Raw genomic sequence first — 13,234 nt, 5'->3', positions numbered from 1 at the left:
TCGACGCATGTCCCTCGACGGGAAGCGAGGCGAGGCCCGAGGGGGGCGGTTTCCGATATGCCGTCCGATGCGACGCTGCCCCGGCCTCGCCTGCTGGCGTTCTGGCGTCGGGTGCCGAACGGCTCGACGGTGCTCGTCCGGGCGCCCCACGGCGCCGGTGCCGGTTCGCTCATCGACCAGTGGATCGAGCAGACCGGACAGACCGTCGTCCGGTGGGGGGCACGCCCACCGCTGTTGTCCGGCCATCCCTCGTCGCCCGACGTCGTCGTGCTCACGCTCGCGTCGAGACGCCTCGAGGACGCCATGGCGATCTCTGCGTCTCGCCGGCGACACCCGCGAGCGACCCTGGTGGTGGTCGGCCGCCACGGGTGGCCGGACGCCCTGAGCACCAGGGGCGTGCGCCCGGAACGAATCCTCTCCGGCCATGACCTTCGCTTCACGAGCGACGAGATCGTGGCGCTGGGCGCGCGGCGAGGCATCGAGCTCTCGGGTCGCCACGCCGAGCGGGTGATCGAGGCGACGGCCGGGCACGTCGCTGCCGCCGTTGCTGCGGTCGAGGAGGCCGCGAGCGTCGGCCTCCTGACGGACGAGGCGGTGCGCCGCGCATGTGATCGCGTCGTGGCGCGGGCCGCCGGCCGGGCGGCCGACGGACTGATCTCGCCCGCCGAGTGGTGCGCCTTCGTGGCCACGGCCCTCTGCGGCGAGATGGCCGGCGACACGTTGCGCTCCGTATGGGCACAGCCGGCCGACGGCGAGGCGATGCTCGACACGTTGTGCGATTCCGGGCTGATCGCCGCAAGCTCCCCGAGAACGGACTGGGCGCTGGCGCCGGGACTCGCGGGCGCAGCGGTGCGTCACGCCGAGACGGGCGCCACCCGCTCCCGGGCGGTCCGCGTCGTTCGCCAGGCAGCCGGCTCGCTCGCGCAGCGGGGTGACGTCGAGGAATCGCTGCGACTGACCGTGTGCCTGCCGGGCAGCTGGTCCCGGAGCCTCGCCGAGCGCTGGCGGGACTTCTTCGAGGTACCCGCCGGCCTCGTGCGGGAAGCACTCGGCGGCGTGCCGGAGCTCGACGCAGACCCTCGCCTCCGGCTTGCTCTGGTCCGAGCGCTCGTGGACGTCTCGCACCGTGGCCATTCCGGGCGCATCCCGCGTGCCGATCGCGAGGCGGCCGGGGCGCTCATCGACGGTCTCGAGGCCAACGCGGCCGGACTCGACCCCGAAGACGTCGCCATCCTGATCTCGATGCGTGCCGCCGTCGAGCGGCTGGCCGGCCGTCATCACGTCTCGAACCGCCGTCTCGACGCCCTCGACGCGGTAGTCCCGGCCGAGCGCGACCGTGCGGCGGTGCTCGTGCAGAAGGGCCTGACGGCGCTCGAGCTCGGAGTGCTCGACCGTGCGGTGGAGGCGTTCGCCGGGTCGCGGCTGTCGGCCCGGGTCCACGGTCGCCCGCGGATCGAGCAGTGGGCCGCCGAGCTCGGATCGGTCGCTGCCTACCTCTCTCACGACACACTTGCGCACGAGGCTCAGCGGGACTCGGGAGGTGGGTTTCCGGCACACCGGGGCTTCTCGGCACATGTCATGCAGCTGGGTCTGGCCCTGACTGCGCTCGACATACCCCGAGTCCGCAGAGTGATCGCGTCGATGTCCCCGCTGCAGCTCGACGATCCGCTGACCCTGCGCATCATCGATGTCGGGCAGCAAGTCCTCGCGTACGGGATCCTGCAGCAGCCGCGCCGCGCGCTGAGCGAGCTCGAGCTGCTCGAGTCGTGCGTCGAGCCCGCACGCTTCTCGCCGACCCAGAGTGCCTGGATGACGGCTGTCCGCGCCGAGGCTTTGCTGTTCGCGGCACGTCACGCTGACGCCGTCGAGCTCCTCGACGCTGCTTCGCTCCCGCCCGAGGCCTTTCCCAACACGGAGCTCCACCGCGCGGCCGGGCTGCTGGAGCTCGGCCGCGTCGATGAGGCAGTGCAGCTGGCTGGTGCGGTCCACTCCCGGGTCCGGTCCAGATCGAAGCGGCTAGCCATACGCGCGTTGGTGCTGCTGTTCATGACGCATCACCGCGCGGGGAGCACCACGCTCGCACGGGAGTCGCTGGAGGAAGCCCTGCTGCTCGGTTCGCGGACCGGGCAGCTGTTGCCCTTCGCCCAGCAAGGACTCGACTGGCTCGGCCTCGCCGTGGCCGAGGCCGAGCACATGCGCCTGGATCGCGACGTGCGCCTGTTCGTCGCGGGGCTGGCGCAGGCACGCGACGACCTCGGCACGGACAGGGGAGCGAGGCTGACACCTGGAGAGGCGCGAGTACTCGATGCGCTCGCGAGCTTCGATTCCGTCGGGAAGCTGGCGGCAGGCCTGGTCGTCTCGCCCAACACGGTCAAGACGCAGCTGCGCAGCATCTATCGCAAGCTCGGCGTCTCCTCACGCGCGGAGGCGTTGGACGTTCTCCGTGGGGACGGCGAACTTGTTGCAGCGACGGAACTCGGGCCAAGTGACGAGTCGGCGAGGGAGTGACGAGTCGGCGCGAAGGTGGGCGGGTCAGACGAGCGAGACGGCCTGGCGGGCGATGGCGAGCTCCTCGTTCGTGGGCACCACCAGGACGCTGACCCGTGCACCGTCGGGCGAGATCACCCGCGGCTCGCCGGACTCGCCGCCGTTGCGGTCCGAGTCGATCTCGATCCCGAGGAAGCCGAGCCCGTCGACGGCGGCCGCCCGGGTGCGGGCGTCGTGCTCGCCGACGCCGGCGGTGAACGTCAGCGCGTCGATCTCGCCCATGACGGCCGCGTACGCACCGATGTACTTGCGCAGCCGATGCAGGTAGATCTCGATGCCGAGGGCCGCGTGCTCGTCGCCGTCGTCGACCAGGCGCCATACCTCACGCATGTCGTTGTGCCCGGTCAGTCCCTTCATGCCGGACCGCTTGTTCAGCAGGTCGTCGATCTCGTCCATGGACATGCCGGCGTTGCGGACCAGGTGGAAGACCACGGCCGGGTCGATGTCGCCGGTACGGGTTCCCATCACCAGGCCCTCGAGGGGTGTCAGCCCCATCGACGTGTCGACCGGGCGCCCGGACACGACGGCCGACGCCGACGCGCCGTTGCCGAGGTGCAGCACCACCTGTCGCAGGTCGCGGCGCTCGAGGAGCTCCGACGCGCGACCCGAGACGTACTCGTGCGAGGTGCCGTGGAACCCGTACCGGCGGATCCGGTGCGCCTCGGCCACCTCGCGGTCCAGGGCGTACGTGGCGGCGCGTGCCGGCAGGTGGTGGAAGAACGCGGTGTCGAAGACCGCCACGTGCGGCACGTCGGGCAGCAGGTCTCGCGCCACCTGGATGCCCGCCAGGTTCGCGGGGTTGTGCAGGGGTGCGACGGGGGAGAGGCGGTCGATCTCCTTGGTGACGGAGTCGTCGATGAGTACCGGCCCGTCGTACCGGAGGCCGCCCTGCACCACGCGGTGCCCGACCGCCACGACGCCCGCCTCGGACAACGACGGGCCGACCTCCTCGAACAGGTCCAGCACCGTGCGCAGCCCGGCCGCGTGGTCGGGGACCGGGTCCGAGCGCTCGGTGGAGTCCGAGCCGGACTCGTGGCGCAGGTGCCCGGTGTCCTCCCCGATGCGCTCGACGAGCCCGGACGCCAGCGACTCCCCGGACCCGGGCTCCAGGAGCTTGTACTTGATCGAGGACGAGCCGGAGTTGATGACGAGGACGGTGCCGCTCGGCGGGCTCACGCGCCTGCCCCTTCCCGGGCCTGCACGGCCCCCTGCTGGGCCTGCACGGCCGTGATCGCGACGGTGTTGACGATGTCCTGGACCAGGGCGCCGCGGGAGAGGTCGTTGACCGGCTTGTTCAGGCCCTGCAGCACGGGCCCGACCGCGACGGCGCCGGCCGTGCGCTGGACCGCCTTGTACGTGTTGTTGCCGGTGTTGAGGTCCGGGAAGACGAACACCGTCGCCCGCCCGGCCACGTCCGAGCCGGGCAGCTTGGCGGCCGCCACGGAGGCGTCGACCGCGGCGTCGTACTGGATCGGGCCCTCGACCACGAGGTCGGGACGGCGCTCGCGGACCAGCTCCGTCGCCGTGCGCACCTTGTCGACCTCCGCGCCCGTGCCGGACTCGCCCGTGGAGTAGGACAGCATCGCCACCCGGGGCTCGACCTCGAACTGCGCCGACGTCCCCGCCGAGGAGATCGCGATGTCGGCCAGCTCCTCCGCGGTCGGGTCCGGGACGACGGCGCAGTCGCCGTAGACGAGCACCCGGTCGGCCAGGCACATGAAGAACACCGAGGACACGATCGAGGTCTCCGGGCGGGTCTTGATGATCTCGAACGACGGCCGGATCGTGTGCGCCGTCGTGTGCGCCGCCCCGGACACCATCCCGTCCGCGGCACCCGTGTGCACCATCATCGTGCCGAAGTAGGACACGTCCTGGACCACCTCGCGGGCGCGTTCGACGGTCATCCCCCGGTGCGCGCGCAGCTGCGCGTACTCCTGGGCGAACGGCTCCAGGAGGTCCGAGCTCGCCGGGTCGACGACGTCCGCGCCGTCGAGGTCGAGGCCGAGCTCGGCGGCCCGGGTCCTCAGCTGCGTGGGGCTGCCCAGGAGTGTCAGGTCGGCGACGTGCCGCGAGAGCAGCGTCGAGGCGGCCCGCAGAATCCGGTCGTCCTCTCCCTCGGGCAGCACGATGCGCCGGCGGTCGGACCGGGCCCGCTCGAGCAGCCGGGACTCGAACATCAGCGGCGTCATCACCTCGGTGGCCGGCACGTCGAGCGCCGCCAGCAGCTGCGCGGCGTCCATGTGCTCCTCGAACAGCGACAGCGCGATGTCCCGCTTGCGCTGGGTGCCGCGGGAGAACCGTCCGCGGCTGCCCGCGACCAGCGACGCCGACGGGTAGGTGTCGTGCGACGTGCTGATGATCGGGAGTCGCTGCCCCAGGCCGTCGACCATCCGCAGCACCTGCTCGGAGGGCTGGAAGGCGCCGTTGAGCACGATGCCGGCCAGGGTGGGGAACTGGTCGGACGCGTGGGCCGCCACGAGCGTGACGAGCACCTCGGGGCGGTCCGCCGCCGCGATGCACAGCTGGCCCTCGCGCAGCCGCTCGAGGATGTGCTCGGTGTTCATGCCGGCCACCAGCAGGTGCTCGGCCTCGCGGTCGAGGAGCGCCTCGTCACCCAGCAGCAGCTCGCCGTCGAGGGCGGCCATCAGGTCGCGCACCACCGGCGCCGAGAGCAGCGGCACCTCGGGCAGCGCCCAGGCCGCGCGACCGTCGGCGTCCAGGCGCTCCCGCACCGCGTCGAGCTGGTCGGGGTCGCACCGGTTGGCGAGCACGCCGACCGTGGCGGCGTGCTCGTGCGCGATCTCGGCGACGGCGGCCTCGGCCAGCCGGGCGATCTCGTCCGGAGTGCGGTCCAGGCCCGAGACCACCAGCAGCACGGGGGCACCGAGATTGGCCGCCACCCGGGCGTTGAACGCCAGCTCGGCAGGGGACGCCACGTCCGTGTAGTCCGACCCGACGACGATGGTCACCTCGTGCTCCCGGCCGATCGGCTGGTACGCCTCGATGATGCGACTCAGCGCCTGCTCGCCGTCGTCGTGGACGTCGTCGTAGGTCACGGCGAGCGCGTCGTCGTAGGAGACGTCGACGCCGGGGTGCGCCCGCAGCAGATCGACGACGCCGTCCCGCTCGTCTTGGCTGCGCGTGACCGGCCGGAAGATGCCGACGCTCTCCACCCGCCGGGCGAAGAGGTCGACGAGGCCGAGCGCGATCGCGGACTTGCCGGTGTGCCCCTCGGCGGAGGCGACGTAGATGCTGCGTGCCACCGGTCGCGCTACTCGTTGTCTCCGGCGGTGACCCGCGTGGCGTTCGGGCCTCCTTCCTGGGTGGCGGTCTCACCGACGTCCGGCCACACCCAGTCGCGCACGACCGGGATGTCCTCGCCGTGCTCGCGGGTGTACTGGCGGGCGTCCAGCCGCGCGTCGACCATCCGCTGCCGCAGGCCCCCGTGGCGCTGTGCCAGCCCGGGCGTCCGGTCGATGACGTCCATGACGAGGTGGTACCGGTCGAGGTCGTTGAGCATGACCATGTCGAACGGGGTGGTCGTCGTGCCCTCCTCCTTGTACCCGCGCACGTGCAGGTTGGCGTGCCCGGTCCGGCGGTAGGTGAGCCGGTGGATCAACCAGGGGTAGCCGTGGTACCCGAAGATGACCGGCCGGTCCGTCGTGAAGATCGTGTCGAACTCCGCGTGGGACAGGCCGTGGGGGTGCTCCTTCTCGTCCTGCAGCCGCATCAGATCGACGACGTTGACGACCCGCACCTTCAGGTCCGGCAGGTGCTGGCGGAGCAGGTCCGCGGCCGCGAGCGTCTCCAGCGTGGGGATGTCGCCCGCACAGGCGAGCACGACGTCGGGGGACTCACCGTCGACCTCCGTCCCGGCCCAGTCCCAGATACCCAGGCCGCGCGCGCAGTGGTTGGCGGCCTCGCTGGCCGAGAGGAAGCTCGGGCCGGGCTGCTTGCCGGCGATCACGACGTTGACGTACTGGCGGGAGCGCAGCACGTGGTCGAACGTCGACAGCAGCGTGTTCGTGTCCGGCGGCAGGTACACCCGCACGATCTCGGCCTTCTTGTTGGCCACGAGGTCGATGAACCCGGGGTCCTGGTGGGTGAAGCCGTTGTGGTCCTGGCGCCACACGTGCGAGGAGAGCAGATAGTTCAGCGACGCCAACGGCCGGCGCCACGGGATGTCGTTGGTGACCTCCAGCCACTTGGCGTGCTGGTTGAACATCGAGTCGACGATGTGGATGAAGGCCTCGTAGGAGCTCATCATCCCGTGCCGGCCGGTGAGCAGGTAGCCCTCGAGCCAGCCCTGGCACTGGTGCTCGCTCAGCATCTCCATGACACGGCCCGCCCGGGCGAGGTGGTCGTCGTCGTCCGTGGGTTCGTACTCGGCGTTCCACTGCTTGGCGGTGACGTCGTAGACCGACTGCAGCCGGTTCGACGCCGTCTCGTCCGGTCCGAACATGCGGAAGTTGTCGGGGTTCAGCCGCACCACCTCGCGAAGGAGCTGGCCCAGGATGCGGGTGGGCTCCTCGACCGGCGCGCCGGGCGTCTCGACGTCGACGGCGAAGTCGTGCCAGTCCGGCATCCGCAGGTCCTGGAGCAGCAGGCCGCCGTTGGTGTGCGGGTTGGCGCTCATGCGCAGGTGGCCGTGGGGTGCCAACGCCCTGATCTCGTCCTTCAGGCGTCCGGTTGCGTCGAAGAGCTCCTCGGCGCGGTAGCTCTGCAGCCAGGCCTCGAGCTCGTGGAGGTGCTCATCGGTGTCCCGGGCGCTGGCCAGCGGGACCTGGTGCGAGCGCCAGGAGCCCTCGGCGCGCTTGCCGTCGATCGTCTTCGGGCCCGTCCAGCCCTTCGGGGTGCGGAAGACGATCATGGGCCAGCGCGGGCGCTGGCCGTCGGGGTCCTGCGCCGCGCGGGCCTTGATCCGGGCGATCTCGTCGAGGACCTCGTCGAGCAGCTCGGCGAAGCGGCGGTGTGTCGATCGGAACTCCTCCGCTGTGTCCTCGGAGAACCCGCCGGTGAAGAAGTACGGCTCGTGACCGTAGCCGCGCATCAGGTCGGCCAGCTCGTCGTCCGGGATGCGGGCGAGCACGGTCGGGTTGGCGATCTTGTAGCCGTTGAGGTGCAGCACGGGCAGGACGACGCCGTCACGGGACGGGTTGAGCCACTTGTTCGAGTGCCAGGACGTCGCGAGCGGCCCGGTCTCCGCCTCGCCGTCGCCGACGACGGTGAAGGCAAGCAGGTCCGGGTTGTCGAAGACGGCCCCGTAGGCGTGCGAGAGCGAGTAGCCGAGCTCGCCGCCCTCGTGGATCGACCCCGGTGTCTCCGGGGCGACGTGCGAGGGGATACCACCCGGGAACGAGAACTGGCGGAACAGGCGCCGCAGGCCCTCCTCGTCCTCGGTGATGTCGGAGTAGGTCTGCGAGTAGGTGCCCTCGAGGTAGGTGTTCGCCACCAGCCCCGGGCCGCCGTGGCCCGGGCCGGTCAGGTAGAAGGCGGAGAGCTCGCGCTCGCGGATGACCCGGTTCATGTGCGCGTAGAGAAAGTTCAGGCCGGGCGTGGTGCCCCAGTGACCCAGGAGCCGCGGCTTGACGTCATCCTTGCTGAGCGGGGTGCGCAGCAGCGGGTTGTTCAGCAGGTAGATCTGGCCGACCGAGAGGTAGTTCGCGGCCCGCCACCAGGAGTTGACCTGCTCGAGGGTGGAGTCCTCGAGCGGCCCGGTCGTGGCGTCGGCCCGGCTGGGCCAGGCGGAGGTGGAAGAGGACGTGGTCGCAGTCATGCCGGTCTCCTAGGGTTCGTCGTCGTCGAACCGGAGCCTCACCACCCGATGAGGCCTACGTCGACAGTCTGTCCCATCTACCGCCGTCGCGGCAGGTCGGGAGGGAGGGATGGTGCCTCGACCGAGACGGGAAGGAGCCTGGAGGGGCGCCGGCGCGGGGCCGGAGCAGGGCTCGCGCGCACGTAACCTTGGGGCGTGACGCCCGGCCGTACCTCCCCGCGACCGACGGCGGACGGCACGGCCCGGGACTACTGGCGGACCGTGCTCACCCCCCGCATGCTCGGCCTGCTCGTCCTCCTGGTCGCCGCGGCGCTCGTGTGCGTGCGGCTGGGGGCCTGGCAGCTCGACCGGGCCAGCGTCCGCGGCGCCGAGGAGGCCGAGGCCGAGCACGCGGAGATCGTTGCGCGTGAGCCCGTGCCCGTGGGAGAGGTCCTCGCGCCGCAGACGTCCTTCCGGGCGGAGCACCTGGGCGTGCCCGTGGAGGTGACGGGGGAGTACCGCGCCGACCAGCAGGTCTACGTGCCGGGCAGGTCGATCGACGGCGAGGACGCCGTGCTGGTGGTCACGGCCCTGTGGGTCACCGAGGGGCCGCACGCCGGCGCGATGATGCCGGTGCTGCGCGGCTGGGTGAGCCCGCAGAGCGTCGGCCTGGACGACGGTGGGCCCGACGACGGCCCCGTCGGCCCGGTGGACGACGCGGCCGCCGCAGCGCTGTCCGTCCCGGAGGGCGAGGTCACGGTCACCGGCTGGCTCAAGGACAGCGAGCTGGCGCGCTCCGGCAGTGGCCCGCCGAACGTCGTCTCCTCGATCAGCTCGGCGGAGCTTGCCGGCCTGTGGGGCGGGCCGAGCTGGAGCGGCTACGTCGTCGCGTTCACCCAGACGCCCGACGGACGGGCCGAGGTGTCCCCGGCTGGCCTGCGACACACGCCGCCCCCGGGGATGGCCGAGGACACCGGCCCGAACATCCGCAACCTGGCCTACGCGCTGGAGTGGGTCATCTTCGGCGGCTTCGCCCTCGCGCTCTGGGTTCGCATGCTGCGTGACGAGGTCCGCGTCCGCCGCGAGGACGCCCGGCTCTGAACCCCCGGCCGCGAGGGTTCCTTTCGCCCCACTGCCCCCGGAATCGAGAGGGCTACTCGGAACACCGAGGGCCACTGTTCTGCCTGTAGCCCTCGGCGGTCAGGAGTAGCCCTCGCTCGGCGGTGGCCGCCCGGGGCGTCCGGTACTGCTACTCCTGCTGCCAGGAGTGCCACAGCGCCGCGTACTCCTTGCCGGCGGCGACCAGCTCGTCGTGCGAGCCGAGCTCGACGATGTCGCCGTCCTCGACCACGGCCACGCGGTCGGCGTCGTGCGCGGTGTGCAGCCGGTGGGCGATCGCGACGACGGTCCGTCCCTCCAGCACCGCCGAGAGCGAGCGCTCCAGGTGCCGCGCCGCACGCGGGTCGAGCAGCGACGTCGCCTCGTCCAGGACGAGGGTGTGCGGGTCGAGCAGCACCAACCGGGCCAGGGCGAGCTGCTGGGCCTGCGCCGGCGTCAGCTCCAGGCCTCCCGAGCCGACCCCCGTCTCCAGGCCCTCGTCCAGCTCGTCCACCCAGCCCAGCGCGTCGACGGCGGCCAGCGACCGGCGCAGGCGTGACTTGTCGGCGCCGGAGTCGGCCAGGCGCAGGTTGTCCGCCAGCGTCCCGACGAACACGTGGTGCTCCTGGGTCACCAGAGAGACGTGCTGGCGCAGGTCCTCCTCCGGCAGGTCCACCAACGGGACGTCGCCGACCGTGACGCGTCCGCCGGTGGGCGGGTGGATGCCGGCGAGCATGCGGCCCAGGGTGGACTTGCCGGCGCCGGAGGGGCCGACGACGGCGAGACGCTCGCCCGGGACCAGGTCGAGGTCGACGCCGTGCAGCACGTCCTGACCCTCCCGGTAGGCGTAGCGCACGTCCTGCGCCTCGATGTGCTCGTCCGCCGGCTCCTCGCCCGACGGCGTCCGGTCCGGTTCCACCAGGCCCACACCGAAGATGCGGGACAGGCTGGCGAGCGCGACCTGGAGCTCGTCGACCCAGAACAGCAGCTCGTCCACCGACGGCCGGACCTGCATCGAGTACAGCGCCACGGTGGTGACGGCACCGATCGTGGTCAGGTCGGCCTCGACCAGCCAGGCGCCCCACAGCAGCGCGGCCGCGATGGGCAGCATGAAGGAGACACCGAGCCAGAAGAACAGGCTGAGCCGCATCTTCAGGGTCACGATCTCGGTGTCCCAGGTCTCCTTGATGGAGGCGTCTGTGACTGTGCGGCGTCGGCGCCCGAGCGCGAGCGCGTCGATCGTTGCTGCGTGCTCCACCGACTCCGTGAGGACGCCGTTGAGCCGGGCGTACTCCTCGGAGTTGCGCAGGTACGCCGGCGTCGCGCGGCGCATGTACCGGCGGGTGGCCACCACCAGGATCGGGACTCCCACCACCATCGAGATCGCCACCAGCGGCGAGGCCAGCAGAGCCGCCACCACCGTCAGCAGGATGGTCGCGGTCAGCACCAGCACGCGCGGCACACCGAAGCGGATCATCCACTGGACGCGGTCGACGTCGTTCGTGGTGCGGCCGAGGAGATCGCCGGTGCCGGCACGCTCGACCGTGGACAGCGGCAGGTGCGTGACCGTGCCGAGGAACTCCTCACGCAGCTGCGCGAAGACCTCCTCACCGAGGATCATCGCGTCGCGGTGCGCGTACCGGACCACGAACGCCTGGACCAGCACCACACCGACCAGGACGAGGCCGAGGCGGTCGATGTAGTCCGTCGTCGTCCCGGCGGCGACGGCGTCGATCAGGTCACCGAGCAGCCACGGCAGCGCCAGGGCGGCGATCGCGGCCAGGGCCTGCAGGCCGACCACGCGGGTCAGCTTGCCTCGGTGCTGGCGCAGCAGCGCGAACGAACGGGCGCGCACCATGGCCGCGTCTGCGACTGGCAGCTGCATCAGTGCACCTCCTGGACGGATTCTGCGGTGGTCTCGGGGCTGGCCGCGGACGCGGCAGTCTCGCCGGGGCTCCCGGTCTGCCGGGCGACGACCCACTGGTACGCCGCGGCGTCCGGGTCTCCGGCGTTCGCCCGGTCGAGGAGCTCGCGGTGCCTGCCGCGGACGCGCTCGCGGCCGCCGTCGAGGAAGACCACCTCGTCGGCGTGCTCGAGGACGAGCGGTGATGCGGTGACGACGACGGTGGTCCTGCCGGCGCGGTGGCGGGCCAGCCGGTCGGCGATGCGTGCCTCCGTATGCGCGTCGACAGCACTGGTGGGCTCGACCAGCACGAGGGTCTCGGGCTCGGTGAGCAGCGCACGGGCGAGGGCGACGCGCTGGCGCTGACCGCCGGAGAGGGACCGGCCCTTCTCGGTGATCTCGCCGTCCAGCCCGTCGGGCATGGAGGAGAGGACGTCGTGGGCGTCGGCGACCTCGAGGGCCTGGTACAGGTCGGCCTCGTCCGCGCGGTCGCGGGCGTCGAGCTCGTGGCGCAGCGTTCCGGTGAACAGCTGCGGCGTCGCGGCCGAGACCACGATCCGTTCGCGGACCTGCGCCAGCGGGAGGGACGTCAGGGGCTCGCCGCCGTAGAGCACCTCACCGTCGGCGTCGTCGAACCGGCCCAGCCTGGTGGCCAGCTCGGCCGACTCGTCCGGGCGGGGCGAGACGAGGGCCGTCAACCGGCCCGGTCGGATCTGCACGCCGGAGGTGGCGTCACGCAGGTCCGGGGCCGGCCGCGGGCGGTCGTCGGCTCGCGTGGCGTCGCCCGGGTACGCAGCGTCGTCGGAGGCCTCGGACTCGGCGATGCTGCCGGCCATGGGTGGCACGCTGAGCACCGCGATGACCTTGCGGGCGCCGACCCGGGCGCGGGTGAGCATCTGCATGAACTGGGTGGCGGCCTGCAGGGGCATCGCCAGGAACGCGGTGTACCCGTAGAACGCCACGAGCTGGCCCGGGGTGATGTCCCCGGTCAGGGTCAGGCGGGCGCCGAACCACACGACGCCGGCGATGAACAGCCCGGGCAGCAGCACCTGCATCGCCTGCAGGACGGAGGCGGTCGCGGCGACGCCGACTCCGGCCCCCCGCACCTGCTGGGACTGCTGGGCGTACCGGGCCGCGAAGGCGTCCTCGCCGCCGATGCCGCGCAGCACCCGCAGCCCGGAGACGGTGTCCGAGCCGAGGGTGGTGAGCCGGCCCGACTCCTCACGGTGCTTGGCCTGCCGCACGTGCAGCGGCTTGACCAGCAGGGACAGGACGGCCGCCGTGACTGGCAGACCGATGAGGATCACCAGGCCGAGCGTCCGCGACTGCTGGAGCACCAGCACCGCGACCGCCAGGTACGCCACCACGGAGCCTGCGAGCCGCGGGAAGATCTCCATCATGTTGCCGATGTGGAAGGCGTCGGAGGCGACCGTCGAGACCACCTCGCCGGTCGGCAGCTCGTCGGAGATCGCATCGCCCGTGCGGGTGACGTGGTGGCCCACCAGCCGGGAGGTCCGGAAGGAGCCGTGCAGCCAGGAGGAGGTGTCGCCGACGTGGCCGAGGGCGCTGGTGATCGCGCCGAACAGGCCGAGGCCGAGGAGCCAGCCGACGGTGATGAGCAGCTCGCGGCTCATGCCCTCGGAGAGGCCCTGGTCGAGGGCGACACCCAGCAGGTACGGCACGGCGGCGAGCGACGCGGCCTCGAGGACGGCGAAGACGACGGCGAACGTCAGCACGCCGGCCTGGCGGCGGATCAGCCATCCGAGATAGGCGCCGGGCCGGGTGAGCGGGGGGTGGCCAGGATGACCCTGGAGCGCGGTGAGCACGACAGGCAAGGTTACGCGGCCCTGAGCAGGGCCCCCTACGGATTTTCTCGGGCTCGGCGGAGGCTCCTCGACGGCGTCGCGCAGGGTCTGGGTGGCTGCCATGAA

7 protein-coding genes are annotated in these 13,234 nt (G+C 72.0%); 2 read left to right on the top strand and 5 right to left on the bottom strand.

Features of this window, described 5'->3' with window-relative positions:
* Window positions 1-57: 57 nt before the first annotated feature.
* On the top strand, window positions 58-2,508 hold the full coding sequence (locus ABD907_RS03085; RefSeq protein WP_345215018.1) for a LuxR C-terminal-related transcriptional regulator: 2,451 nt from the start codon (window positions 58-60) through the stop codon (window positions 2,506-2,508).
* A 24-nt stretch (window positions 2,509-2,532) separates the two neighbouring features.
* On the opposite strand, the gene ABD907_RS03080 is transcribed toward ABD907_RS03085, so the two are convergent.
* Genes ABD907_RS03080 through ABD907_RS03070 form a run of 3 tightly spaced genes read right to left on the bottom strand, consistent with a single transcriptional unit; the run spans window position 2,533 to window position 8,323 of the window.
* Window positions 2,533-3,723: an acetate/propionate family kinase gene (locus tag ABD907_RS03080; RefSeq protein ID WP_345215017.1), complete on the bottom strand. Its 1,191-nt coding sequence runs from the start codon at window positions 3,721-3,723 to the stop codon at window positions 2,533-2,535.
* Window positions 3,720-5,810, bottom strand: a complete 2,091-nt coding sequence (pta, locus tag ABD907_RS03075; protein WP_345215016.1) for a phosphate acetyltransferase — start codon at window positions 5,808-5,810, stop codon at window positions 3,720-3,722. Before pta ends, ABD907_RS03080 begins: the two co-directional genes overlap by 4 nt.
* 8 nt (window positions 5,811-5,818) lie before the next feature.
* Window positions 5,819-8,323 carry a phosphoketolase family protein gene (locus ABD907_RS03070; RefSeq protein ID WP_345215015.1) on the bottom strand — a complete coding sequence of 835 codons (2,505 nt, stop codon included), beginning with the start codon at window positions 8,321-8,323 and terminating at the stop codon, window positions 5,819-5,821.
* 195 nt (window positions 8,324-8,518) lie between these two features.
* Between ABD907_RS03070 and ABD907_RS03065 the strand changes: the two genes are divergently transcribed.
* Window positions 8,519-9,403, top strand: coding sequence for an SURF1 family protein (locus ABD907_RS03065; RefSeq protein WP_345215014.1), 885 nt, complete (start codon window positions 8,519-8,521; stop codon window positions 9,401-9,403).
* Between the two features lie 148 nt (window positions 9,404-9,551).
* Here the strand turns inward: ABD907_RS03065 and ABD907_RS03060 are convergent, their stop codons facing one another.
* Together ABD907_RS03060 and ABD907_RS03055 are read right to left on the bottom strand one after the other, a co-directional pair.
* Complete coding sequence (locus tag ABD907_RS03060; protein WP_345215013.1) at window positions 9,552-11,285, bottom strand: ABC transporter ATP-binding protein; 1,734 nt, start codon at window positions 11,283-11,285, stop codon at window positions 9,552-9,554.
* Window positions 11,285-13,129, bottom strand: a complete 1,845-nt coding sequence (locus ABD907_RS03055) for an ABC transporter ATP-binding protein (protein ID WP_345215012.1) — start codon at window positions 13,127-13,129, stop codon at window positions 11,285-11,287. The genes ABD907_RS03060 and ABD907_RS03055 overlap by 1 nt, the downstream gene beginning before the upstream one ends.
* Between the last annotated feature and the right edge of the window lie 105 nt (window positions 13,130-13,234).

The sequence above is a fragment of the Georgenia halophila genome (genome assembly GCF_039541595.1).
The sequence above is the reverse complement of the archived record's forward strand: the minus strand, read 5'-3'. Positions and strand labels throughout refer to the sequence as shown.